This window comes from Kribbella deserti, assembly GCF_042434725.1.
Classification (GTDB): Bacteria; Actinomycetota; Actinomycetes; order Propionibacteriales; family Kribbellaceae; genus Kribbella; species Kribbella deserti.
Window position 1 is genome coordinate 192,720 of sequence record NZ_JBHLTC010000028.1, and the last position, 24,773, is coordinate 217,492.

General features: G+C 67.5%; 24 protein-coding genes. 5 read left to right on the forward strand and 19 right to left on the reverse strand.

Going from position 1 to position 24,773, the window contains the following annotated elements; translation table 11 throughout:
• Positions 1-8: 8 nt before the first annotated feature.
• Positions 9-473: a hypothetical protein gene (locus ACFFGN_RS21660; protein WP_380050613.1), complete on the reverse strand. Its 465-nt coding sequence runs from the start codon at positions 471-473 to the stop codon at positions 9-11.
• A 60-nt stretch (positions 474-533) separates the two neighbouring features.
• Here ACFFGN_RS21660 and ACFFGN_RS21665 point away from each other — a divergent pair, with 60 nt between their 5' ends.
• Both ACFFGN_RS21665 and ACFFGN_RS21670 read left to right on the forward strand, forming a co-directional pair.
• Positions 534-2,618, forward strand: coding sequence for a spermine/spermidine synthase domain-containing protein (locus tag ACFFGN_RS21665; protein WP_380050615.1), 2,085 nt, complete (start codon positions 534-536; stop codon positions 2,616-2,618).
• Between the two features lie 71 nt (positions 2,619-2,689).
• The gene (locus tag ACFFGN_RS21670) at positions 2,690-3,559 is read left to right on the forward strand and encodes a phosphotransferase family protein (RefSeq protein ID WP_380050617.1); all 870 of its coding nucleotides are present in this window, start codon (positions 2,690-2,692) and stop codon (positions 3,557-3,559) included.
• A gap of 9 nt (positions 3,560-3,568) precedes the next feature.
• Here ACFFGN_RS21670 and ACFFGN_RS21675 read toward each other — a convergent pair whose 3' ends face one another.
• The 4 genes from ACFFGN_RS21675 to ACFFGN_RS21690 form a co-directional block, all read right to left on the reverse strand.
• Positions 3,569-4,411, reverse strand: coding sequence for a CAP domain-containing protein (locus ACFFGN_RS21675; protein ID WP_380050619.1), 843 nt, complete (start codon positions 4,409-4,411; stop codon positions 3,569-3,571).
• A gap of 191 nt (positions 4,412-4,602) precedes the next feature.
• The gene (locus ACFFGN_RS21680; RefSeq protein ID WP_380050621.1) at positions 4,603-5,514 is read right to left on the reverse strand and encodes a DUF2207 domain-containing protein; all 912 of its coding nucleotides are present in this window, start codon (positions 5,512-5,514) and stop codon (positions 4,603-4,605) included.
• Positions 5,515-5,831: 317 nt separating this feature from the next.
• Complete coding sequence (locus tag ACFFGN_RS21685; RefSeq protein WP_380050623.1) at positions 5,832-6,587, reverse strand: helix-turn-helix transcriptional regulator; 756 nt, start codon at positions 6,585-6,587, stop codon at positions 5,832-5,834.
• Between the two features lie 100 nt (positions 6,588-6,687).
• Complete coding sequence (locus ACFFGN_RS21690; RefSeq protein ID WP_380050625.1) at positions 6,688-7,098, reverse strand: class I SAM-dependent methyltransferase; 411 nt, start codon at positions 7,096-7,098, stop codon at positions 6,688-6,690.
• A 118-nt stretch (positions 7,099-7,216) separates the two neighbouring features.
• On the opposite strand from ACFFGN_RS21690, the gene ACFFGN_RS21695 reads away from it, so the two are divergent.
• A complete protein-coding gene (locus ACFFGN_RS21695) occupies positions 7,217-8,185 on the forward strand; it encodes an NAD-dependent epimerase/dehydratase family protein (protein WP_380050627.1) in 969 nt (322 codons plus the stop codon).
• Here ACFFGN_RS21695 and ACFFGN_RS21700 read toward each other — a convergent pair.
• Together ACFFGN_RS21700 and ACFFGN_RS21705 are read right to left on the reverse strand one after the other, a co-directional pair.
• Positions 8,177-8,593 (reverse strand): SRPBCC family protein, encoded by a 417-nt coding sequence (locus ACFFGN_RS21700; protein WP_380050629.1) that lies wholly within the window; start codon positions 8,591-8,593, stop codon positions 8,177-8,179. The two genes, ACFFGN_RS21695 and ACFFGN_RS21700, sit on opposite strands and share 9 nt — an antisense overlap.
• Complete coding sequence (locus tag ACFFGN_RS21705; protein WP_380050631.1) at positions 8,590-8,913, reverse strand: ArsR/SmtB family transcription factor; 324 nt, start codon at positions 8,911-8,913, stop codon at positions 8,590-8,592. Before ACFFGN_RS21705 ends, ACFFGN_RS21700 begins: the two co-directional genes overlap by 4 nt.
• A 103-nt stretch (positions 8,914-9,016) precedes the next feature.
• On the opposite strand from ACFFGN_RS21705, the gene ACFFGN_RS21710 reads away from it, so the two are divergent.
• The gene (locus ACFFGN_RS21710) at positions 9,017-10,264 is read left to right on the forward strand and encodes a DUF445 domain-containing protein (RefSeq protein WP_380050633.1); all 1,248 of its coding nucleotides are present in this window, start codon (positions 9,017-9,019) and stop codon (positions 10,262-10,264) included.
• 106 nt (positions 10,265-10,370) lie between these two features.
• Here ACFFGN_RS21710 and ACFFGN_RS21715 read toward each other — a convergent pair whose 3' ends face one another.
• The 9 genes from ACFFGN_RS21715 to ACFFGN_RS21755 form a co-directional block, all read right to left on the reverse strand.
• Entirely contained in the window at positions 10,371-12,188 is a 1,818-nt protein-coding gene (locus tag ACFFGN_RS21715) for a helix-turn-helix domain-containing protein (protein WP_380050635.1), read from the reverse strand.
• A 203-nt stretch (positions 12,189-12,391) separates the two neighbouring features.
• Positions 12,392-13,708 (reverse strand): MFS transporter, encoded by a 1,317-nt coding sequence (locus ACFFGN_RS21720; protein ID WP_380050637.1) that lies wholly within the window; start codon positions 13,706-13,708, stop codon positions 12,392-12,394.
• Positions 13,709-13,723: 15 nt separating this feature from the next.
• On the reverse strand, positions 13,724-14,458 hold the full coding sequence (locus ACFFGN_RS21725; RefSeq protein WP_380050639.1) for an SDR family NAD(P)-dependent oxidoreductase: 735 nt from the start codon (positions 14,456-14,458) through the stop codon (positions 13,724-13,726).
• Between the two features lie 114 nt (positions 14,459-14,572).
• A complete protein-coding gene (locus ACFFGN_RS21730) occupies positions 14,573-15,085 on the reverse strand; it encodes a hypothetical protein (RefSeq protein ID WP_380050641.1) in 513 nt (170 codons plus the stop codon).
• A 51-nt stretch (positions 15,086-15,136) separates the two neighbouring features.
• Complete coding sequence (locus ACFFGN_RS21735) at positions 15,137-15,628, reverse strand: hypothetical protein (RefSeq protein ID WP_380050643.1); 492 nt, start codon at positions 15,626-15,628, stop codon at positions 15,137-15,139.
• Between the two features lie 109 nt (positions 15,629-15,737).
• Positions 15,738-16,271, reverse strand: coding sequence for a hypothetical protein (locus ACFFGN_RS21740; RefSeq protein WP_380050645.1), 534 nt, complete (start codon positions 16,269-16,271; stop codon positions 15,738-15,740).
• Between the two features lie 154 nt (positions 16,272-16,425).
• The gene (locus ACFFGN_RS21745; RefSeq protein ID WP_380050647.1) at positions 16,426-16,674 is read right to left on the reverse strand and encodes a hypothetical protein; all 249 of its coding nucleotides are present in this window, start codon (positions 16,672-16,674) and stop codon (positions 16,426-16,428) included.
• Positions 16,675-17,090: 416 nt separating this feature from the next.
• Positions 17,091-17,264 (reverse strand): hypothetical protein, encoded by a 174-nt coding sequence (locus ACFFGN_RS21750; RefSeq protein WP_380050649.1) that lies wholly within the window; start codon positions 17,262-17,264, stop codon positions 17,091-17,093.
• Positions 17,265-17,767: 503 nt separating this feature from the next.
• Positions 17,768-18,379 carry a hypothetical protein gene (locus ACFFGN_RS21755; RefSeq protein ID WP_380050651.1) on the reverse strand — a complete coding sequence of 204 codons (612 nt, stop codon included), beginning with the start codon at positions 18,377-18,379 and terminating at the stop codon, positions 17,768-17,770.
• A gap of 481 nt (positions 18,380-18,860) precedes the next feature.
• Here ACFFGN_RS21755 and ACFFGN_RS21760 point away from each other — a divergent pair, with 481 nt between their 5' ends.
• Entirely contained in the window at positions 18,861-19,961 is a 1,101-nt protein-coding gene (locus tag ACFFGN_RS21760) for a serine hydrolase domain-containing protein (protein ID WP_380050683.1), read from the forward strand.
• Between the two features lie 45 nt (positions 19,962-20,006).
• On the opposite strand, the gene ACFFGN_RS21765 is transcribed toward ACFFGN_RS21760, so the two are convergent.
• From ACFFGN_RS21765 to ACFFGN_RS21775, 3 genes are all read right to left on the reverse strand, one after another.
• Positions 20,007-21,437 carry a serine hydrolase domain-containing protein gene (locus tag ACFFGN_RS21765; protein ID WP_380050654.1) on the reverse strand — a complete coding sequence of 477 codons (1,431 nt, stop codon included), beginning with the start codon at positions 21,435-21,437 and terminating at the stop codon, positions 20,007-20,009.
• A gap of 95 nt (positions 21,438-21,532) precedes the next feature.
• Entirely contained in the window at positions 21,533-23,407 is a 1,875-nt protein-coding gene (locus tag ACFFGN_RS21770; RefSeq protein WP_380050656.1) for a family 43 glycosylhydrolase, read from the reverse strand.
• A gap of 14 nt (positions 23,408-23,421) precedes the next feature.
• Positions 23,422-24,771, reverse strand: a complete 1,350-nt coding sequence (locus tag ACFFGN_RS21775) for a right-handed parallel beta-helix repeat-containing protein (protein ID WP_380050658.1) — start codon at positions 24,769-24,771, stop codon at positions 23,422-23,424.
• Positions 24,772-24,773: the final 2 nt, after the last annotated feature.

A 24,773-nucleotide genomic window follows, 5' to 3' on the forward strand; every position in this document is an offset into this window, starting at 1 on the left:
CAACAAAGTCACCCAGTGATGGTGGCGGTGCCCTCGTGGCGCCGCCACCGTCCGGCCAGCAACAACGCGACCACCAGTACGGCGACCACGCCGAACAACGCCAGCACGAACGCGAGGATCGACCCGTACCGCCCGACGGCGTACGTTGTACCGTCCGGGCTTTCCGCGCAGCGCACGGTGTAATCGCCCGCGGGGGCGGGGGAAGCGGGCCGGGCGACGACGTACCAGGAGCCGATCCGTTCACCCGTGCGGGGCAGCAGCGAAACCGGCCGGCCGTCGCCGTCGCTGACCACACAGGCGTCGGCCGCAATACCGGGGCGGGAGGCGAACAATGTCAGCGCGGCGCCGTCCACTCGCACGGTCGCACTGGTGCCGACGGCAACGGGCTCGTGCGGGAAAACCGCCACGGCGTGACGGATTCCCAACCCGGCCAGTAACAACCCGGCCACGGGGAGTACCGCCCATTTGTTCATTGCTGCAAGGTTAGCGACTTCCCCTGGGCCGGTGACCGGTTCGTCGGTAACGTCCCGACGGTGACCAATCAGGAGCAGGTCGACACCGTCCGGAAAGTTCCCCGGACCCCGGCCTCATCACCGTGGCACTCCCCGCCCGGACCCCGGCGGCGCCTCGTTATCGCCAGCGCCCTGATGCTCTTCCTGGAACTCGCGCTGATCCGCTGGACCGGTTCGAACGTCGTACATCTCAGCTACTTCTCGAACTTCGTACTGCTCGGCTCGTTCCTGGGTATCGGTGTCGGCTTTCTGCGCGCCACCCGGGCCCGGCGGTTGCCGTTCTACTCGCCGATCGCCCTGCTCCTGCTGGTCGCCTTCGTCGCCTGGAAACCCGTCGCGGTGGATCGCGGCACGGACTCGGGTGTCATCTACTTCACCAGCCTCGACACCACCGGCCCGTCGGCGCATGTGGTGCTGCCGATCGTGTTCCTCGCGGCGGCGATCGTGCTGGCCGGCCCGGCGGAACTGGTCGGGCGCTGTTTCGCCGAACTACCGCGGCTGACGGCGTACCGGTTCGACCTGATCGGCAGTATCACCGGCATCCTCGCGTTCACCGCGTTGTCGTTCCTGGGCGCGCCGCCGGTGTGGTGGAGCCTGATCGTGCTGATCCTCTTCGCGGTCTTGATGGTGCCGCAGCAGCGGGCCGCCGCGAGCGGGATCGCCGCCGCCCTGGTGGTCACACCGCTGCTGATCGTGGTCGGCGTGCTGTTCCAGGAGTCGACTCAGGATGATCTGCGCTGGTCGCCGTACTACAAGGTGCTGACCGAGGCCTCGACCGTCCGCGACACTCCCGTGCTGACGATCACCGTGAACGGCGTACCGCATCAGCAGGCGATTCCCGCCGCCCGGCGGCTCGACTGGGAACCGCAGTACGGCCTGCCCTACCAGCGCATCGCGAACCAGCCGAAGAACGCGCTGATCGTTGGCGCCGGCAGCGGTACGGATGTCGCGATCGCGCTGCAGAAGGGCGCGCAACACGTGGACGCCGTCGAGATCGACCCGTCGCTGCTGGAGATCGGCCGTACGAAGCACCCCGACCGCCCGTACGCCGATCCGTGCGTGACCACGCATGTCGACGACGGCCGGGCGTTCCTCTCACGCACGGACAAGAAGTACGACCTGATCCTGTTCGCATTGCCGGATTCGCTGACGCTGGTGAACGGCGCCAGCTCCTTGCGGCTGGAGAGCTACCTCTTCACCCAGCAGGCCTTCGAGAGCGCGCGGGACCACCTCAACCCCGGTGGCGCGTTCGCGATGTACAACTACTACCGCGAGGCCTGGCTGATCGACCGGCTGGCCTCGACCGCGAACAAGGCGTTCGGGCACGGGCCTTGTGTCGACAAGGTGGGCGACGCGCTGCAGCAGGCCGTCGTCACGGTGGGCCTGACCTCGGCCGACCAGACCTGCGGCACGACGGCTTGGACCGGCGCGGCCGCGGACACCCCGCCGCCGGCGACGGACAACCGGCCGTTCCTGTACCTGTTCACCGACCGGATTCCCGCGCTGTACCTGGTCACGCTCAGCCTGATCCTGATGGCCGGCATCGTCGCGGTCGGTATCGCGGGCGGCGGCTCGTACCGTCGCATGCGGCCGTACGCCGATCTCTTCCTGCTGGGCGTGGGCTTCATGTTGCTGCAGACCAAGAGCATCACCAGTTTCGCGCTGCTGTTCGGTACCACCTGGGTGGTCAACGCGATCGTGTTCACCGGCGTACTGCTGGCGGTGCTCGCGGCGGTCGAAGTAACCCGGCGATTCCGGACTCCGCCGATGAAGGTGATGTTCGCGGTGTTGTTCGCCGGGCTCGCGGTGAGCTGGGTCTTCCCGGACAGCTGGTTCCTGGCGATGCCGTTGCCACTGCGGATCGTGGCCGCGGTGACGGTCGCGTTCCTGCCGATCTTCGCGGCGAACGTGATCTTCGCGAAGCGCTTCAGCGATACCGCCGACGGCACGGCCGGCTTCGGCGCGAACCTGCTCGGCGCGATGGTCGGTGGCTGCCTGGAGTACCTCGGCCTGATGATCGGCTTCGACGGCCTGCTCATCATCGCGGCACTCGCCTACGCCGCGGCCTTCCTGCTCCGCCCTCGCAGCACCGTTCTCACCACCTGATCCCGACGGCCGGTCCGCGGTACGGCGCTAGGCAAGCCGGACCGCGGCCGTCCCCGTATTAGGGTCAAGGCGTGATCGCGGACAGCACTTCGTTGTGGATCGAGCAACAGACCGGCGAGAAGATCGAGAACGTCGCCCGGCTTACGGGCGGCTGGACCTCCGAGATGCGGCGGGTGGACACCGCCACGCGATCGCTGGTTCTGCGGTCGTTCGTGAGCGAGTTCTTCCGCAGACATGCCGACGGCCTGCTCACGCGGGAGGCCGATATCCTCAGGCTGCTTGGTGAAACCGACGTTCCGGCCGCGTCGCTGGTGGCCGTGGATCCGACCGGCGCGAGCTGCGCGGATCCCTCGCTACTGATGACGTTGTTGCCCGGGCGCATCTGTCTCGACGACCCCGGCATCACCAGCGCACTGGCCGCGCAACTGGTTGCGATCCACCAGGTCGAGGTAGACGGCAGCACGCGGCCACGCGACTACCAGGCCTGGACATCGCCCGAGCGGGTACGACTGCCCGAAGGCGCGGGAGCCGTTTGGACCGCCGCGGTGGACGTCATCCGGGGCGAACCTCCCGCGTACAAAGGCGTCTTCCTGCACCGCGACTATCACCCGGGCAACGTGTTGTTCGAGCAAGGCCGGATCAGCGGCATTGTCGACTGGGTCGAGACCTCGTGGGGTCCGGCCGATCTGGACGTCGCGCACTGCTCTACCGCCCTTGCCCTGTTGCACGGGCCAGAGGTCGGTTTGGCCTTCCCAGCGGCGTACGTCGCTGCAGGTGGCTCGTTGACCCAGGACAAGTACTGGTACTTCCTCGACACTCTGGGGTTTGCCCCGGATGCGGAGAAGGTGGCCGTGCCGTGGCGGCAGTGCGGGCGCGAGGACCTCACGCCCGCACTGTTGCAGGAGCGGCTCGAGAACTACCTGACGGGCCTGCTCGACTAGCAGGTTCGGTTAGCCGCCGAAGTTCTGGACCCAGTGGTTGGCGTGGTGACCGACGCCAAGCAGCTTGAAGTCGCAGTTGAGGATGTTGGCGCGGTGGCCCGCACTGTTCATCCACGCCTCGACCACGGACGCGGGGGTGGTTTGACCGGCGGCGATGTTCTCCGCCATCGCTCCACCGCTGTAGCCCGCTTGCTTCATCCGGGTCCACGGGCTCCGGCCGTCGGCGCTGGTGTGGCTGAAGTACTTCTTGGCCACCATGTCGAGCGCATGTCCCTCGGCCGCGCGGTAGAGCGCCAAGTTCATTTTGAGCGGCCCGCAGCCATGCTTCGCGCGTTCCTTGTTGGTCGCCGTCAGGACCTGCTGCTCCTTGGTCCCGGGGTTCGACGGCGGCTTGGGCGTCGGCTTGGGAGTCGGCTTCGGCGTGGTCGGCCGCGGCGTCGGCTTGGGAGTCGGCCTGGGCGTGGGCTTGCTCGTCGGCCGGGGGGACGGCTTGGTGCTCGGCCGGCTCGTCGGCGTCCGGCTGGGGGTCGTACTCGGCGTCGTGCCCGGGGTCTTGCTTGGCGTCTTGGTTGGCGTCTTGGTTGGCGTCTTGGTTGGAGCCGCCGTACTGCGAGCTGGAGTCGGCGTACTGCGGCTTGACGTCTTACTGGGTGCAGGCGATGCGTCGTCCTGCAGGAACGGGCTCGGAGAGGTCGACCCCACCAGCGGCCGGTTCTGGCTCGAAGGCGAAGTGTCGTCGCGAAGAACGCTCCAGCCGAGGCCGGCGAGCACAGCCGAGGTGGTCAGGATTCCGGCGAGCGGTGCTACCCAACGACGGCGAGGGCGGTTCGAGCGGTCGGGAGCGGTTGTCATGTGTCAGTGAATCCCTTGTCTGTCTGGACATTCCTGACCCCGTGAGGCCGTAGCGAACCACGGCACGCCCCGGACCGTAGCGGATCGTTCCACCGGCCGGAACCGCTACGGCCCGGATTCCGCCAGCCTTGACGAACCTTTGACGTCAGGCCGCTAGCGCAACTCGTATGTGAGTACGGCGGTTCCGTCCCCTAGAAACCGGTTCCCGGTGAGGCTGAGGCTCTGCTGGCGGCTGAGCGCCGGCGGTGTTCGTAGCGAATGATCAGGATTGCGGCGGCGATCAGCACGACCAGCATGACCGCGAGGCCGATCCAGAAGAGGATGTAGATGGTCGTCATCGCGTTCGGACGCAGCCTCGGCGGGTCGTCCAGGATCGGGCCGACGTTCTGTACCGCGCCCGGCACGAGGCCGATCGTGCAGGACAGGCTCCGGAGGCCGGCCGTGTACTCGAGTTGCTCGGACCACTGGGGATTCGCGAACTGGCCGACGCCGTTGGCCAGTTCGGCTGAGGCGAACCGCTTGCCGGCCCATTCGCAATCCGCCGATCGAACACCCCGTGGCGCCGAAACCGTCAAGCTCAGTGCACTGGCTTTCATCTTTTGCCCAGGCCCTGACACCGCGAACCGGATACCGTCACCGGCTTGTTCCAGGGCACCCCGCAGTTCGTACTTGAGGACGTAAGTATCACGCCGGCCCGTTGGAACGTCCCGGCCGACGATGAGGTCGAGTACTTCCTCGCGGCTGTCGTAGCTGGAATCGTCCGTGTTGTCGTTCGGGTCGTACGACTGCTGGTGCAACCTGGTGTCCCCGCCAGTCGGGCTCTCCAGTGTGATGTTCTGGATCTGCAGCACCCGGTCCGTCGAGTCGTCGGAGGGATTCGGCCAGCGGACCATGAAGCGGCGGAGCAACTCGCCGTCGCCGTGGAGGTAGTCGATCCTTTCGGTCACCCTCAGCACACCATCGGAGCCGACCTCGTACGCGACGGCGATCCGCTCGACGCGGTCCGGCTCCCACGCCGGTGCCGCCACGGCGACGACGGGCACCTGCGCGCCCGCGCCGACCAAGGTGATCACCGCCAACAGCGCACTCAGTCGCAACCCCATACAGGCCAAAGTAGAGCCCAAAGGCGTCACTGACCGGTCGGACAGGCCAAAGTCAGTGAAGCGCCACCAACCCCGCGCCGGCAGTACGGGCGGCGGGAGTGCCGTCGCCGGACGGGACCGGCGGGAACGGGCAGATCGTCATCGCGGTATCACCTTCCTCGCAGGGCCCTCGTGGGCCCGATCGGAGGAAGCGTGCGACCGGTCGGGATCGCGCGCGAATCCGTTGCAGGTTCCTGCAAAAACGGCTGCCCGCCAGGCAGCGCTCGACCGAACGCGAGCCAGCGGTCGGCCAGTCGGTCAGCGGCCTGATGACGCGATCAGCTGGTCGCGCCGGCCTTCAGATGGGCGTAGCGCACACCGGCCGCGAACCGCGTCGGCACCTGCAGGGCCTCCAGCAGCCGGGCCACCTCGTAGCGCACGGTCCGCACACTGAGGTCGAGCCGCTCGGCGATCTGGTCGTCGGTACAGCCCTCGCTGAGCTGCTCGGCGATGACCTGCTGGCGGGCGCTGAGCTGCACCTCGGTATCGCGCAGCGCACTCGCGCGGATGGAACTCTGCCGTACGGCGCGCAGGTACTGCCCGGCGGCGTTGACCACCTCCGGCCCACTGATCAGCATCAGGCTGCGGGTGTTGTCGATCACCGGGCCTTCGAGCACGACACGTTCGCCGTCGAGCAGCTTGAGCTGGATCGGCCCGCAGGCCAGGTGGTACGGCATGTCCTCGGCCGCGATGATGAATTCGGTCAGCACGTCCGGCCCGCCGCTGGGATCGAAGAAGCTGGTCATTCGCTGACCACGTTCGATCAGTTCCCGGTTGAAGCGGTGACTCGGCACGAATGTTTCAAGCGTTTGACAGCGGGTCGAGGTGACCGCGACCAGCTCGTCGGCGCCGTCGCACAACTCGCGCAACCAGTCCCGCACACCACCGTGTGCCGAAGTGAACGGCTGAACCTCGACCGGACACGGTGTTCCGGCGAGCCACTCGTCGCAATAACGGGCACGCACGACCTGGAGTCGCAGCGCCGCGTCGAGCACGACCTGACGACTATGCGATTGGGCGAATTCGCGACCCATGCCAACCCCCTGGGGCATCGGACCTGACGGCGGCAATCCTCTCACGCGACCTGGCTCATCAGGCAGCTCAGCTCTGACCCGCCCAGACGCGAGAATCCGCTCAGGTGTGATGGTGGTCCGGGCGGAAGAGGGCGTTGTGGTCGAGCACCTGCCCGGTGTGCTGATACCCGTGCTTGTCGGCCCGATCGTCCAGCCTGACCACGGGTACTCGCTGCACGATCGCGCCGTCGCCGTGCAACGACCGCACGCCGGCATCGGCCACGTCGTACCGGCTGTCCGCCCGCAGCTCCGCCATCTCCGGGCGATCGCCCAGCGCCATCGGCGCCACCTCGAGCAAAGTCATCAGGTCGTTCGCGATGGCGGCCGCCTTCAGTTTGCGCAGGCAGTCGAAGGCAGGTTCGAACGCGATCCACCGCGCGGCAACTCTCGCCGCCGGTGAGCCCAGCGCCCGCGCGAGATCGTGCGGCAACCGCCACGCCGTACGCCGAAACCATCCGTCGCGAAGGTCCATTCGGCATTGGTACCCACTTCGGGCCGTCAGTGTCCTGTGTTCCCCAGTGCCGTGAGGTGCATGCCTGGGCACCGCAAGCGCCAAGGAACTTCGGACACAGGACGCTAAGGTCATCCGTATGCGTGTAGTGGTCATCGGAGGCACTGGACACATCGGCACCTTCCTGGTTCCGCGACTGACGGCAGCCGGGCATGAGGTGGTCGTGGTCAGTCGCGGCGCCCGTCAGCCGTACCGGTCGATCGGCGGCTGGGAGAAAGTCGAAATCGTCGAACTGGACCGCGCCGCGGAAGAGCCAAGCGGCACCTTCGGCGATCGGGTCGCGGCGCTCCGGCCCGAGGCGGTCATCGACCTGATCTGCTTCACCGAGGACAGCTCCGCGATGTTGGCCGAGGCACTGCGTGGAAAGGTCCGGCATCTCCTGCACTGCGGCACGATCTGGGTCCACGGGCCGAGTACCCAGGTGCCGACCACCGAGGATTCGCCGCGTCGCCCGATCGGTTCGTACGGCATCGCCAAGGCCGCGATCGAGGCCAGTTTGCTCAGTGAGGCCCGGGCCGGCGGTCTGCCCGCGACGGTGATTCACCCCGGCCACATCACCGGACCTGGCTGGGCCCCGATCAATCCCGCCGGGCATCTGGATGTCGACGTCTTCCAGCGACTGGCCGACGGCGATGAACTCGTCCTGCCACACCTCGGCATGGAGACCGTGCAGCACGTCCACGCGGATGACGTCGCCGGCTTGTTCATGGCGGCGCTCGGCAATCCCGCGGCGGCGATCGGCGAGAGCTTCCACGCCGTCGCGCCGCACGCGTTGACCCTGCGCGGTTATGCCGAAGCAGTCGCCGGGTGGTTCGGCCAGGAGGCGCGGCTGGAGTTCCTGCCCTGGCAGGAGTGGACCCGAACGGTCGACGCGAAGGCCGCCGAGATCACCTGGAGCCACCTCACCCACAGCCCGAACTGCTCGATGGAAAAGGCGGACCGGCTGCTCGGATTCCGCCCGGCGTACTCCGCGCTGGGCGCGATCGCCGACGCGGTGGGCGCCTTGATCGAGTCGGGTCAGCTCAACGCCAAGATGACCTCACGCTGAGAGTACGTCGACCAGGCGAGGGAGGTTGCCTTCCCAGCCCTGCAAGTGGTTCGCGACGTCCTCGGCGTTTTCCAGACCGGTGTGGTCCAGCACCATCCTGGTCCCACCCTCGACCTCGAACAGCTCCACCCGGACCTGCGACACCTCGCTCTCGGCGCCCTGCCAGTACCAGGTGAAGGCGATCAGCCGGGGCTCGTCGATCTCCGTGTAGCTGCCGCGAACGATATGCGGGCCCATGGCAACGACGTACTCGCCGCCAACCCGGACGTCGGCCTCGATCGTCAACTGCAACGCCGGATTCGGGCAGTACCACCGAGCGAGCAACTCGGGCCGGGTCCAGGCGTCGTACACCTGGCGAATAGTTGCCTTGAGCACCCGGTCCAGCTGGATGGCGGTATCGACGGTCATTGCTTCTCCTCGGCGAGCAGTTGCTCGAGTCGATCGACGGTGGAGTTCCAGTAGCTCGCCAGGTCCGCGAGCCAGGCCTGCGCCTCGCTGATGGCCGCGGGCTGAAGCGAACAGACGACAGTGCGTCCGACCTTGCGGCGGCGGACCAGCCCGGCGTCGACCAGCACGCCCACGTGCTTGGTCATGGCCGGCGGACTGATCGCGTGCGGTGCGGACAGCTCGCCCATGGTGGCCTCGCCCTGGCTCAGCTGGGCGACGATCGACTGCCGAGTCGGATCGGCCAAGGCGGCGAACGTGCTGACCAGGGGCATGCTCGACATTTCACCATTTAGTTAAGTGTCCGTCAACCCCGGCATGCGGTTCGGGGACGAGCCGGGGGCGGATCAGGGCGGATCACCGGGGCCGGGCTGGTTAGATCAAGACATGGCGACGGTTGTTCTGAGTTCGGCGGACCTGGTGCGCAGACGTGGGCTGCGCCAGATGCGGGCGGTGGCGCTCGGGCTGCTGGTCCTGGCCGCGATCGTGTACGTGCTGACCCTGCATCGCGAGGGCGGCCTGGGCTATCTGAACGCCGCCGCGGAGGCTGCCATGATCGGCGCGCTCGCGGACTGGTTCGCGGTCACCGCACTGTTCCGGCACCCACTCGGCCTGCCGATTCCGCATACGGCGATCGTGCCGACGCGCAAGGACGCGCTGGCCGAGAGCCTGGAACAGTTCGTCACGGAGAACTTCCTGGCCGAATCCGTCATCGCGGAGAAGATGGCCTCGGCGCAGGTCTCCCGGCGCGCGGGCGAATGGCTGGCCGCGGGCAATCATGCCGAGCGCATCGTTACCGAAGGCGCCCGAACGGTCGGTGCCGCGCTGCCGAAACTCGGTGATGCCGAGGTGGCCGCGTTCATCGGCGGCTCGCTGCTGCCCAGGTTCGCCGACGAGCCGCTCAGCCCGATCGCGGGCCACCTGCTGGAGTCCGTGGTCGAAGACGGCGCACATCACGCGCTGTTCGACCTGGTCATGGTCGAGGCGTACGACTGGCTGCTGAACAACCGCGACACCCTTGCCGAGGTGGTCGGCCCGCGGGCGCCACGCTGGTCCCCGCGTTGGGTCGACTCGATCGTGATCGACCGGGTTCATCGCGAGGCGCTGACCTGGTTGCGCGACGTCCGGGACAAACCGGGCCATCCCGCCCGGCAGGCCGTCGACCGCCTGCTGACGCAACTGGCCGTCGATCTGCAGAACGACCCCGAGATGATGCAGCGGTTCGAGGTGTTCAAGAAGCGCATGCTGGGTCATCCCGATCTGGCCGGCAACCTGACCGCCGTCTGGGACGCGTTCCGGACCGCGCTGATCGAGGCCATCGCCGATCCGGAGGGCCCGTTGCGGGACCGGGCCGTGCAGGAGATCAAGGCGCTGGGCGAACGGCTGCAGCACGACGAAGACCTGCGCGGTCGCATCGACGTACGGGCCGCGGAAGCCGTCGGGTATGTCGTTCGCACGTACGGCGCGGAGATCGTCTCGGTCATCTCGGACACCATCGAGCGCTGGGACGGCCGGGAGGCGGCCGAGCGAATCGAGCTGCACGTCGGCCGCGACCTGCAGTTCATCCGGATCAACGGCACGGTCGTCGGCGGCCTGGCCGGGCTGATCATTCACGCGGTCTCCCAGCTGCTCTGACTGGCCGGCGTGCTCGCCACGCCACCCCGCGCGAGTTCGTGCTCGCTCATCGCCCGCGCTCATCCGGCTCCCGCGAGTCCCCAGGGCCCGCCCGGCGGAAACCGGCTCAGAGGGTGGCGCGGAGGCGGAGGGCCACCTGGAGGTCGAGGGCGCGGTCGGGGTGTTGCCAGCGTTCGCCGAGCAGGGCGGTGATGCGATCGAGGCGTTGCTGCACGGTGTTGGGATGCACGTGCAGTACGGCGGCCGCCCGGGTCGGACTCTGGCTCGCGGCGAAGTACGCGGCGAGCGTGGTCACGAGGTCGGTGCCGCGCCGCTCGTCGTACGCCAGCAGCGGACCGAGAACGTGCGTCACGTGCGCGGCGACATCCACCGAATCAGCGCCGACCAGCCCCGCGAGGCCGAGGTCGTCCGGAGCCGCCGCCTGGCCGGTACGACCGAGGCGGATCATCGTGCCGACCAACCGCGCGGCCTGCCGATGCGCGGCCACCAGCTCCGCACCCCAGGCGGCTGGACCGGTGACACCGATCGTCATACCAGTACGACGGGCCAGGTCCGCCATCTCGGCCGCGGCCTTCGTCGCCGAAGGCAAGTCCAGCAGCAGCACCGACTCACCGTCGTACCGCCCGGAGAGCACGAGACGACCTTCCACCGGCGCGGGCAGTCTGGCTCCGCTGTCGCCGTGGCATACCGCGACCACCATGCGTTCGGGCAGATCGTGTCCGAGCAGGCGCGCCCGATCCGCCACCGCGGCGGGGTCCGCCGTACCGCCCAGGGCGTCAGCCAGTACGTCGGCCTGGGCCTGGCGGGACTGCTCGGCGGCCTGGCGGCGGAACAACAGGACCAAGGCGGTGACCACGGCCGCGCGTTCGACGATGCGGCGGTCGGCCGGCGGGAGTTCGTCGACGCCGCCGATCACCAGCGCACCAAGGGATTCGCCCTTCGCGGTCGCGGTGATCGCCCAGTGGTCGCCGACCCGGTTCAGCCGACCATTGGTAAGCGCGGGCAACCGGTCGAGGCCGCGCCGATCCGGCGTACCCGCACTGGCGAGTTCGTTGCCACCGGCATCTACCAGCACGACCCAGACGCCGAGCAGTTCGGCCAGCGCGGCCGCGATCGCGTCCACATCGCCACCGGACAAGACGATATCGGCGAAACGGTCGTGCGCCGCGGCGGCATGTTCGACGCCCGCGTGGGCCTCGGAGAGCTGGGCCAGCGCGTCGGCGGTTTCGGTCGCGGCCCGGACCTGGACCAGCGTCACCGCGGCCAGCGCGGCCAGCGAACCGAGCAGCGAGACCTCGTCGCGGCTGAACGGCCGCCGGGTCCGGTTCGACGCGAACAGCACGCCGACGAACGAGCTGTCCACGATCAACGGCGTACCGCAGATGGCGACCAGGCCCTCCTCGCCGACCGCGTCGTCGATCGTGGAGGTGTGCCGGAAACGCCGGTCCCCCGGGTAATCCGCCGTCCAGTAAGGCTTGTGCGTCTCGGCGACCAGACCGCCCAGCCCGGCGCCGAGTGGGAGGCGCAGTTGCTGGAACGCCGCCGAGACCGAGCCGTCCGTCGCTCGCATGAAGGTGTCGCCGTGCTCGGGGTCGTACAAGGTCAGGTACGCGACGTCGGTGCCGACCAGTGTCCGGGCCCGGTGCACGATCGTGTCGAACACCCGGCCCGGATCGCGGGACGACGCCAGCTCGCGGGCCACATCCACCAACGCGGACAGCTCGGCCGCACGCCGCTTGCTGGCGTCCATCCCGGAACGGATTCGCAGCGCGAGGTCCCGCGCCGCCGGATCCTCGACCGCGATCCGGTCGGCGGCCGCCGCCAGCTCCGCCGCCGGCGCGTCATCGGCCAGCAACCTCAGCAGGGTCAGCGCAACCTCGTCCACACCGGCGATGATGCCGTAGTTCACGCCGCGAGTGGTCATCTCCGGTCCACTCCCTCCCTCAGTCCGCCGTCCCCACCGCCCGCGCGGCGCCAGCACCTCCGCCCCACCCGAGTGGTCTGTCGCGGCGACCGCCTTATTCCGACCGTCGACCGTCGGAATCGGGGGTGGACGCGCCAAGTCTCACGGGTCCACCCCCCATTCCGACCGCCGACGGTCGGAATAGGGGGCGCGCGAGGAGCCGGCTAGCGCTTGTCGACGGTGGCGAGGTCGCGCTCGCGGGTTTCGCCGTACGAGGTGACCGCGATGATCGAGATCAGCGCGCAGACCGCGACGTACACCGAGATCGCGAAGCCCGAGTCGTAGGCCTTCAGCAGCGCGACCGCGATGAACGGCGCCAGGCCGCCGGCGATGATCGAGGCGAGCTGGTAGCCGACCGAGACACCCGAGTAACGCACGCGGGTTCCGAACAGCTCGGTGAAGAACGAGGCCTGCGGTCCGTACATCGCGCCGTGCAGCACCAGGCCGACGCTGACCGCAAGCACCGCCAAGCCGAAGTTCTTCGTATCGACCAGCAGGAAGAATACGAACGCCCAGACGCCGACGCCGACCGCGCCGATCAGGTACACCGGTTTGCGCCCGATCCGGTCCGACAGCGCGCCCCACAGCGGGATCGCGAAGAAGTGCACGGCCGCGCCGATCAGCACCGCGTTCAGCGCGAACGACTTGCCCAGACCGAGGTGTTCCTTGGCGTAGGTGGCGATGACGATCGTGAAGATGTAGTAGCTGACGTTTTCGGCCATCCGCGCGCCCATCGCGGTCAGCACCTCGCGCGGGTACTTCGTGATCACCTCGATGAACGGCAATCGCTTCGACGGCTCCTGCTTGTCCCGGGCCGCCTTGAACAGCGGCGATTCCTCGACCCGCAACCGGACCCACAGCCCGATCAGTACCAGCACCGCCGACAACAGGAACGGGATCCGCCAGCCCCACGAGTTGAACGCCTCTTCGCTCTGGAAGGCCGCCAGCGCCGCGAGTACGCCGTTCGCGATCAACTGCCCGGCCGGAGCGCCCGCCTGCGGCCAGGAGGCCCAATAGCCACGGCGTTTCGGATCGCCGTGCTCCGAGACGATCAGTACGGCGCCACCCCACTCACCGCCGAGGGCGAACCCCTGGATCAGCCGGAGCACGGTCAGCAGGATCGGGGCGAGCGCACCCACCTGGGCGTACGTCGGCAGCAAGCCGATCAGGAACGTCGCCACGCCCATCATCAGCAGGGACAGCACCAGCAGGTTCTTGCGGCCGAGGCGGTCACCGAAGTGGCCGAACACCACGCCGCCGAACGGCCGGGCGAAGAACCCGACCGCGAAGGTCGCGAAACTCAGCAGCGTGCCGGTGAGCTCCTCGCCCTTGGGGAAGAAGAGATCGCCGAACACCACGCTGGCGGCCACGCCGTAGAGGAAGAAGTCGTACCACTCCACGGTGGTTCCGACCAGACTCGCGCCCACCACCCGCGCGATCGGGGTCTTGGTCCGCTCCGGACTCGTCGACGACAGGGACATCGGCACTCCTTGGGTTTAGTGGGCGGTCCATCCGCCGTCGAGAACGAGAGAGGTCCCCGTGACTGAGTTCGAGGCCGGGCCGTAGAGCATCGCGACCAGCTCCGCGACCTCGGTGGGTTCGATCAGCCGCTTGACCGCGACCGGCGCGAGCAGCACCTTCTCCAGCACCTCGGCCTCGGTCAGACCGTGCGTCGCCGCCTGGTCGCTCAGCTGCGCGGTCACCAGCGGCGTTCGCACGTACGCCGGATTGACGCAGTTGCTGGTCACACCGTGCGCCGCGCCTTCGAGCGCGACGACTTTGCTGAGGCCTTCCAGCCCGTGCTTGGCCGCGACGTACGCCGCCTTGAACGGGCTGGCGCGCAGACCGTGCACGGAGGAGATGTTCACGATCCGGCCCCAGCCGCGGCCGTACATGTGCGGCAGCGTCTGGCGGATCAGCCGGAACGGCGATTCGAGCATCAGCCGCAGGATGTAACCGAACCGCTCCGGCGGGAACTGCTCGACCGGCGCGACCTGCTGCACCCCGGCGTTGTTCACCAGGATGTCGATATCGGCCGGCAACGTGGCCACGCCGTCGAGATCGCTCAGATCCGCGACCACCGTCTCGGTCCGCACCTGCGCCGCCAGTACCGCCAGCTTCTCGGCATCGGCGTCAACGGCGACCACGTCGATGCCGTCGGCCACCAGTCGCCGCACACAGGCGGCCCCGATCCCGGACCCTGCCCCCGTCACCAGCGCACGTCGTTCCATGCGGAGAACTTAGGGACAGCGACGAGCCGGAACCATGTGATCCAGCCACACGAATCGACGGCACATCATGTGCGCCTGGTCCACCCTTGCTCGACCAGGCGCATCTCAGCCGGATCAGCCGAAGAGGGCCGCCAGGCCGCCGAGTCCCATCGTCACGGTCCACGCGATCGCCAGACCGGTTGCGGGCAGCCCCTTCTTCGACTTGGCCGCCGGGAGAATCGCACTCGAGACGCCCAGGGCCACGACGCCGGCGATCATCGAGCAGATCCAGGCGAAGGCGAGCAGGTCCGCATCCACTCGGACGACCGGGCTGAACCGGTGGCCGGCGCCGACCGGCACCAGCAGCAGGCCACTCAGCATCCACAGGATGCAGCCGTACGCCATCCAGGGCCGCCGATTCTTCCGGCGGACTTTGATCAGAATGGCGACGCCCACGAGCCACGGCACCGCACCCCAGACGAACCCGGCCAGGCGAAGCGCTACCTCGTCATGCCCGAGCAGTCGCCCGACCGCACCGGTCACCGCGGGAGATGCCGCAAACGCCAACGCCACGAAGACGAAAAAGAAGATCACCGTGAGCATCCCGGTACGGCCCAGGCTCTTCCCCAGATTGGCGTACTGACTCATGGCCCCAGCATGTCAGGCCAACGGCGCATTCCTGTGTCAGACATCGAGCGATCAGGTGGACGGATTGGTCTCCAGGCGGGCGGTCGAACCTTCGGCCAGCGCGGTCGCGACACGGTCAAGCGCGCCGCGAATCAGGGCGCCGTACGAGGCGTTGGTGTCGTTCGAGGAACTTGCGTCGCTGGCGAGTACGCCGAGGTGCGCGGACGCGGTCTCCAGGTGGTGGCGGGCCTCGTCCGGTAGACCGAGGCGGCGGTAGTCGTCGGCCAGGTTGAGGTGAAGCGACGGCAGGAGGGATTCCACCTGCAGCGAGTGGTCGATCTGCCGCACCTGCTCGTCCGTGACGGCGTTGGCGGCTTCGAGCGCCCGCAGATCCCAGGTCAGCTCGTCCTCGGTTTCGTCCTGGAGATCCGCCAGGTAGTGCGCGATGGTGCAGCGGTGGAACGGATCGCCGGCGGCCTCGTTCCAGAGCTCGCCGAGCCGGTCGCGACCAGCCTGCGGGTCTAGCCGTGCCGCTTCGACCGCGGCGGTGATTCTTGTCAGCATGAACGTCCTCTCGTGGTGAGGTCAGAGGCCCACGATGATCGACGTTCGACCAACTTGAAGGTCAAACCCGGTTCAGCGGTGGACCAGGTGCCTGGCCCACCGCTGGTGGTCAGTTCACGCGGTAGGCGCGAATAATGCGCTGCTCCGCTTTGTCGCCCTCGGCATCCTTCGCGACGGCGCGCAGGGACACCGCCGTACCAGACCGGTTGGTGACGTGCGCGAGCCACTTGTCACCAACGCGAGCGAGTTTGACGCGCTGCCAGGTCTTACCGTCGTCGATCGATTCGTCGACATTCAGCCCGGTCACCTTTCCCACTGGCGCTCCCGGCTGTCGTTGCACCGACACCGGGATGACGGAAACGCCAGCACGGGCACGGTTTCGCGCGTCCAGGCGCGGCTTGAAATGCACCGCCATGAACGGCAGTCCCGTCACCGAGCCAACGTGCCCCGAGCGGAACGTCCAGGCGCTGTCGAGTTTGGTCGAGAGTTGCGCGCCTTTTACCTCTTCCTGGCTTTCCAGCCGGTACGTCGCCTCGCCCGGCGGCACCTCTGTCGCGCTGTAGGCGACGGCCGGCCATTGCCGAAGCAGCTCGTTGTTGCGGTATAGCCGGGCTGATCCGGCCGTCATCTTCGGCTCGGTCATGTGCGCGGGGTTGCTGTCCGAGCGCAGGCTGAGCCCGAACAGCAGTCGATCACCAACGCGCTGCGCGCCCCGAGCCAGCCCGTTCGCCCAAACCGGGCCTTGCGTCAAACGCGGTCCGAAGACGCCCTTGTTCCACTCGTGCCGATAGGTCCGGCTAAGGGCTCTTCTTCGTATCCTCGTCCTCGCCAGCGGCGTCCCGGGCCTCCGCGCCGGTCAGACCTTCGTAGCCGGTATCAGTCCCGGCAACCCGGCCCACGAACTTCTCGTTCGGCGTGGTCCCAGTAGTGCTGTGAAGATCCGAAACGCCTTCCTGAGGCACCCCACCTACATCCCGGCTCTCCGCGACCTGCCCGTCGGAAGCCCCGCCACCCAACTTCTCCCGTATCCGCGCCCACAAAGACATCGCCCCATCCTTCCCAACCGTAAACCCGCCCAGTACCCACCCCCACCCCCCATATCCCCCCATCGCCCCCTCCACCCCGGCGTGTCCCCGTTCATCGGACCCTTGTGACCAGGCGTGTCGCCGTTCATCGGACGCTTGTGACCAAGCGGTTCCGCGTTGGCGTCTGTCGTCTCCACGCGGCCGGAGCGCGCCGGAGTGCACCGGAGTGCACCGGCCGGCGTCCAGGCGGCGCGACGGCCATCCGCCGTACTAGTGGGGACTAGGTCAGCTGGAAGCGCGGAGGTCGTTGGCCGTCAGTAGTGCGTGCAGCTCGATTCCCTCGGTGGCCAGGGCTTCGCGCCCCCCCTGCTCGCGGTCGACCACGCAGAGCGCCGCGCTGATCCCGGCACCGAGGGCGCGCAACTACCCGGTCGAAATCACGATCTACCCAGCGGCACCATCGCCGCGGCGACAGCGTCCAGCAGTACCGGATCAGCCTCGAACCGGTACTTGTCGAAGTACTCCGTTGAGGTCCGGCCGGATCGGAGCACGAACTCACCACTGAGCTGCGCGGTGTTGTGGATACGCCGGGCGAGTTCCATCGAGGTCATTCCAGCACCTTATGGCGCTCGCGGCGATCGGCGCAGGTGACTTCGCGAGTGGGCGGAGGCGGTCCCGGCGCTGCTTTTCTGAACGGCGGGACCTGGGATCAGTGGCTCCGCGCGAAGCACTGTCCGTGCTGGGGCAATGCCCCCCTTGGTACGCGCGTGGCGTACCTCGTGGCGAGACCCCAGTGCGGAAGCCGCCGCACGAGGGTCTCTGCCTGCTACATCGTGCGCGACGCTCCCGCGTTACATCGCCATCCGCCCGGGCGTGCTGGTTTGGCCGCGGCAGAGCTGGGCACACCACCAGAATGGTGGCCGGAGGCAACCAAAAGACACCCTCCGGAAGGGTTGCTCGGCGCTCCGGCCGCCCCTGACACGTGAACAAATCCGCCCGCCGGCCGCGACAACGACCGTTGAGCACCTCACCTGCACGTTGCAGCGCTGTGGCCGGCTCCTGATTCCGCTGCGGTCACCCTTTGGAACCCATCCACGCTTAGCCGGACCAGCGCTCAGCCGCCGTAGACGTCGCTGTAGATCTGATGCACGCGCTGGCCGGAGATCGAGTCGGGGAAGGGCACGTTGTTCATGGACCACCAGGTACCGCTCATCACCCGGTTGTCATAGGCGTCTGAGTTGAGTTCCTGAAGTCCAAGCAGATAGCCGATGGCGGACGAGACCTCGTGATCGCGGCGTGCCTGCGAACCGATGCAGGTCAAGTTGGCCACATTGATGTAGATCGCCGGCCCATTGGTCCACCGCAGCATTTCGTCGTACTCAGCGGTCTCAGGGTTCAGCAGGAGATCGCACTCCGCACTGTTTGAGTCTTTGTACTGACCGATCACCATGCGTCGGCTGGGCGGATAGCCCGCCGCAGCGCAATCGTCCCGGTAGTTCAGCCCGAGCACACTGGTGTCGCCGACGCGCAGGTTCCAAAGCTGGGCGATGTACTTCACTCGGTAGTACGGACCGTCGATACCGGACCCGTCGATGCAGAGATTGCCGCTCCAGAACCGGTAGCCGTTGATGTCCGGTGGGTGAGCTGCGAATGCTTGTGCCGGGGCGGCGATCGACCCCAGGATGCCCGCCAGTACAGCCGTCATCGCAATCAGTACACGCTTCACTGTCTACTCCTCGTCTCGGATGCTCATCCTGGTGGAAGTACCGATCGAAAAGGTCTGGTTTGCAGCTTGTTGCAGACCAGACCTGGGCTGGCAGCGAAGGTCCCCGGGCCGAGAGTGAGCCCGGCGGCCGTCGGGTGGGGAATGTTCGGGGTCTGCTGGGCGCACCCACCTCACGGCAGGCAGGTGGGGCGTGTCAGGGCGACGGCGGCGCCGTGTCAGAGCGGTCGGTGACCGTAGGAGCATGAACGAAACAGTGATCGCCGACTCGAGGCGTAAGACGGATCAAGATGGAATGACGGGTATTGGTCGGCACTTGGCGCCGCGTGTGCTTCGGCGGGCGTCGGGCGCGGCGCTGGCGGTCATGTTGCTGGCCGTCGCCGCCACGCCCGGCGCAGCCTCGGCCGCGGCGGCATCGCCAGTCGTGAGCTCGGCAGGCTCGACGTCCGCATCGGTGGGACCGACTGTGGCGGGGCCGACTGCGGTGAGTGGTCCCGAGCGGCGAGACTTGCAGAGGGCCTTGGACGCGGTGGTGGATTCCGGGTTTGCGGGTGTGCAGGTTCGGGTCAACGATCGGCGCGGGGAGTGGGTTGGGAGTGCGGGCGTTCGGAAGCTTGGCTCGGCCGCGAAGCCGCCGACGAACGGGCGGTTCCGGGTGGGTAGCGTCACCAAGACCTTTACCGCGACGTTGGTCCTGCAGTTAGCGGCCGAGGGCAAGATCGGGCTGGACAGCCCGGTGGCCGACTACCTGCCCCGGCTCGGCCTCGACCGGCGAATTACGGCCCGGATGCTCCTGCAGCACACCAGCGGCTTGTTCAACTACACCGGCGAGTTCTACCCCGACGGAACGTTCGTGCCGGGTATTCCCGCCGCAGGCAAGGACTGGGTCGACAACCGCTTCAAGACTTATCAGCCGGAGGAGCTGGTACGACTGGCACTGGCCAAACCGCCGCGATTTGCGCCGGGGACGGACTGGAACTACTCCAACACCAACTACACGCTCGCGCAGTTGCTGATCGAAGAAGTCACCGGGCGCCCGTACGCCGAGGAGATGCGTCGGCGGATCCTGCAGCCGCTCGGACTGCGGGACACGGTCGTGCCGGGCGCACGGCTGGGAATAGCCGGCCCGCACGCCCACGGGTACTACCGCTACCAGGACGCCGGTGAGTGGAAGGTCGTCGACGTTACTCGCCAGAACACGTCGTTGCTGGCCGGAGCCGGTGACATGATCTCGACCACCGAGGACCTCCACAGGTTCTTCTCGGCGCTGATGGGCGGCAAGCTGTTGCCGGCACCGCTACTGGCCCAGATGCGTACGCCGCATCCGAAGAGCGGCATCCACCGCTACGGCCTCGGGCTGTTCGTACAGGACACGGGCCCAGACTGCGCCGGTACGATCTTCCACCACAACGGCGGCCCGCCCGGCGGCTACGGCGCACTGATGTACAGCACGGCCGACGGCAGCAAGACGATGACCGCGTCCATCACTACCGGGGACGCGCCGGTCAACCCCGCAGAGATCTTCCCGACGGCACTGAAGACGCTAGTCGACGAAACCTTCTGCGACGGCCCAGCCGCGAACTGAGTAGTCCTAGTCCTGGCGACCGACGCCCTTGGTCGCCAGGACTAGCTATGAGACGTCCGGCCGCGTCATTAGTGGCGATCGCAGGTGTAGCAGGAGGTTAGGGCCGGTCAAGGGCACGACGTTCCACCTTGCCGTAGCGGTCCCCGCGTCGACGTCCACGACCACCCGAACCCGGTGCGGCGTAGTGATGACGTACAGGTCGGCGACGAAGGTATCGCCCTGCCAAGCACCAGTAGCCATGACAGGTCGGCCGAGCGGCGAACTCTCCCGCCACTCGCCGTACCCGACCGAGACGTCAAAGAACGATCCGAACCGCATGAGCCAGCCCTCGGCCCCGGGGTCGACGACAACCGTGGTTCCGTCGGGCAGAGCCGAGGACTCCGCGGAGGCGTCGAGTCCCGCCTTGGCGGAATGGCCCGGATCGGCAGAGCCAGGCACCGGCACGAAGGACAACCGCCGCAGCCGATCGGCCAAGAGCTCGTCCTCGCTGGCACTATCCACCGAATCCAGGCCGGGCAGGAGGCGCTCCCAGAAGAGACCGGGCAGCCCGTCTTCCTGCTCAACGGCGCCGGTTACGACGATGACGAGATCGTGCGACGGTACGACGACGCAGTACTGGCCGAAGGCGCCGTGGCCGTGGTACCCGTGCCGCGAAAGCCAGAACTGGTAGCCGTACCCACAAAGGAAATCAGGGTTATGCGACCAGTCCGGCAGGGGCAACGTGTCGCCGTGCCGCCTGGTCGCGAGGTCCACCCAGTCCCGCGGGATGAGCTGGCGATCGCCCCAGGTCCCTCCACGCAGCAGTAGTTCGCCGAAGGCCGCGACCGCCTCAGTCGTGAGGTGTAACCCGTGGAATCCGAAGGCGGCTCCGCTTGCCACGCGATCCCATTCGGCGTACTCGATGCCCATCGGCCGGAACAGCCGCTCGTCGAGCAACTCCGGCAGGCCCTGGCCCGTGACGCGTTCGACCATCCGCGCCAGGATGAAGGTGGTCGCGTTGTCGTACGTGTGCCGGACGCCCTCCGGCCCGGAGAACGGCACGCGCAGGAAGCCCTTCACCAGGTCGCCTGGTTCCAGCCGCCAGGCCCGGTCGAGGCTGTCCGCGCTGTGCCCGGCGGTCATGGACAGCAGGTGATGCACGGTGAGGCGTCGTGCTTGCTCGGAGACTTCGTCCGGAACATGATCAGGCAGTACGTCGACCACCCGATCGTCCAGCGAGAGCAGCCCATCGGCGATCACGAGTCCCACCGCGACCGAGGTGAACGACTTCGTCAGCGAGTACAGCAGGTGCGGGCGTTCCGCGGTGTACGGCGCCCACCAGCCTTCGGCGACCACCTGGCCGCGACGTACCACCATGAGCGAGTGGCACTCGACCGACAACGCCTCGAGCCGATCCAGCAGCGCGCCGATCGCGCGGGAGGACACCCCAGCGGCGGCCGGCGCCGACCGCGGCAGCAACGCACGCTGAGCAGACATTCCCGCACCCTATTCACCCAACCGGGCATCGCGACATCGAATAACCACAAAAGCCCCGGGCCTCTGATCGAAGTCCGGGGCCTTTGCGTAACCGACTAGCCCGCAGTCTTGACGAGGGCCAGGTCGTCGACGAAGAGATAGCCGTTGCCACTTGCCGCCCGGACGGTGATGGTGGCATTGCCGGCGGCCAACGGAATGCCCGTCAGCTCGCGCCGCGTGAAGCCGCTCGATGCCGGGATGGTGAGCGTGCGCGACTGACCGCCGGCGTCAGTGACCGTCACCTGCTTGGCGCTGAGCGAACCGCTGGTCTTGGCGAAGGCCGACAGCGTGTAGGTCCCGGCCGGCACGGAGACCTGTTGCCGGATGCCACCGGCGAAGGACTGCCCGGCGCCGATCCGCAACGCGAACCGGGAACCGTTCGCGCCGCCGTTGACGTTGGTGACGAAAGAGGTCGGACCCGACTCGCGGAAGTTGGTCCAGCCCTGCACCCGGGACACGATGATGCGATCGGCCTGGAAGTTCGGGTTGAGGGCGTAGTTGTTCGCCGCCCCGACCCGCCATTCTCCGGTCGTCACGTTGAACTGCCACTGCGTCATCGAGTGGAACCGGGGCCGGGTGCCGGTCTTGGTGATCGGCAGCCACTGGTTGTACCCGATACCGTTCCAGGCGAAGTCGGCCCACCGGTCGCCGGCGTAGATCACCGTGTTCTGCTTGGTTCCCTTGACCGTCACGAAGAACCCGGTCTGGGTCACGTGGCTGTAGTCCATCTCGGTACCGGGCAGAACGTACTCGCTGCTGTACGAACCCTGGATGTTGGTGCTGGTCGACTCATTGACGTAGTTGACCGAGGTGTTCCAGCCGTGCAGGTCCGACGCCGCGTGGTAGTACTTGCCGTCGAGCTTGAACATGGCGTTGCCCTCGCGACCGGCGCCACGGCGGATCTCCACGCCTGGCTCGATCCGCAGCGAGTCGGACTCCCGGAACTTGGCCACGAAGCCGCGCGAACGTCCTTCGCGGTTGGAGAAGATCAGGTAGTCCTTGCCGTTCTCGTCGGCGAAGACGGTCTGATCACCAGTGCCGGTCGTAGGCGAGTTGGTGATCTGAGTCTGGAAGTAGCCGTAGTCGAAGGTGTCGGTCGGCGAATCGCCCTGCAGCAGCAGTACGCCGTGACCGCCTCGGCCGGTGTGCCACATCTGTACGGCGAGCACGTACTTGCCGGTGTTCTCGTTGTACGAGACCCCGAGCCGTCCGATCCAGCCGGCGCCACCCATGTTGGCCCCGCTGCCGACGCCGGTGCTACGCGTCGCGATCCGGTTCTCGAACTTCCAGTTCACCAGGTCCTTCGACGAGTACACCGGGATCGATACGAAGCTGACGTTGCCGTCGTACTTCCGCGTCGGGTTGGCCCGGTAGAGCTCGGCGCCGGTGTAGTGCACGCCGTACCAGTAGTAGGTGTCGCCGAACTTGAAGACGCCACCGCCCTGCGAGTAGATGGGATTGCCGCTGGTGTCGTTCCAGAAGGTGTTGTTGGTGATGGTCTGGAAGGTTCCCTCGTCGACCGCCTGCAGGTTCGAGGCGGCGTTCATGAGAGCCGTCTTGGCAGTGGCAACCTCGCGGGCCGATGCCGACGAGTCAGCGGCGATCGCGCCCGCGGTGTTCAGCGCCTTGGCGAAGGGAGCCCACGAGCCGTCGGTGTACTTGGCCCGGGCGCGTGTTTTGTAGTCGGCGACCAGGTCTTTGAAGCCGCGCTCCACTCCGGGGCCCTCGGCAGCGGCACCTTGAGCCGTCCGGTCCTGGTACCCGCGATCTTGGTACGCGCGGTCCGGGCCCGAAGCCTGGGCGACAGGCGAACCGGCGATCGGGATGTCGGCCGCTGTGGCGAGGTGATGAGGTGCCGCCGCGGAGACGAACAACAACGCCGCGACGAGTACGCCACCTCGTCTCAGGGTTTTACGTGACGTGCGCGCCATGATTTCTCCTTCATTCATAGGATGGTTTTGCCGCCGACGGCATGCTCGAACGCGCCGAGATCAGGTGCCGGCCCGTGGTACGGCAGGCCGACCTGAACGCCTTTGTCGATCAGTGCGCTGTTCGCCGCAAGACGGAGATGGGGCAGTACGGGCAGGCCGCCATCGGCCTGGCGCGGCGCGTCCCAACCGGACGTGGATACGCTGCGGAACTGGGCATCGGACAGCGGAACGCCGAGGTTCCAGGAGTTGTACGCCGCGTTGGTGCCGGTCATATTCGACGCCGCCGTGCCGGTGTACGCGAGGTTGTTGCGCAGATTGCCCCGGCCGACCGCCGCACCACGCGAGTCGATACCGAGCATGTTGAAGTTGGGGCGGTTGCCGAACCCGGTGTTGTTGAAGAAGTCGTTGGCCACCGGGTGGTGGTTCGCGTAGAAACCCGCCGCCTTGTTGAGGAAAGCCACCGAGAACCGGACGGTGTGCTTCACCGCGTTGGCGTCGTAGTCCCCGCCGTACCCGCCCGCCTTGAAACCGGCGCCGTTGCCGGACGGGGTCGTTGTCCCCGGCACGTACCCGTTGCGCCAAGCCCAGGAGTTCTCGATGAGCACCGGTGAGTAGGTGGAGATGAGGTCGAAGCCGTCGTCCGCGTTCCACCACGCGCGGCAGCCCCGGAAGACGTTCGCGGCGCGGCCGGCCGGCGTGTAGTGCGAGCCGAATCCGTCGGCGTTCTCGCCGGGCCCGTCGACACTGCGCGGATCGTAATTGGAATGCGAGTCGGAGTTGAGAACGAGGTTTCCACCACCACCGTTGAGGAACAAGCCGGTTCCCATGTGGTGATGGGTGTTGAGCTGCTCGAAGATGTTGTTGCTGCCGGAAACCCAGATCCCCCAGGACTCGGCGTTCCGGCTGTTGTTCTGTGGCGCACCGGTCGCTTCCAGGCCTTTGAGGTGGATCCAGCTGCCGGTGACGTTGAAACCCTTGATCCGGCAGTTGTCCGTCATTCGCGAGAAGTCGAAGACCGGTTGCTCGCCCGGATACGCCCAATACCGGATCGGGTTGCCCGAGCTGCCGCTCTTGTTCAGGGTGATCGCGTCGACTCTGGCCGTCTGGCTCGCGCAACTGCTGTTCGCGCGGGTGTAGACGTATCTGCCGCCCCGGATATAGACCGTGTCACCGGCCCTGGCAGTGGATTGCGCACGGGCGATCGAGGCCCATGGCGCGGCTTGTGTACCAGCCGCGCCATCGTTGCCGTTCGGGGCGACGTAGTAGACGCTTCCGGCCGTCACGCTCGCGGACGCCGGACTCGCGACCACGCCGGCAGGAGTGGTGATGAGCGCGCAGAGCAGGAGGAACTTCAGGGTTCGCATGC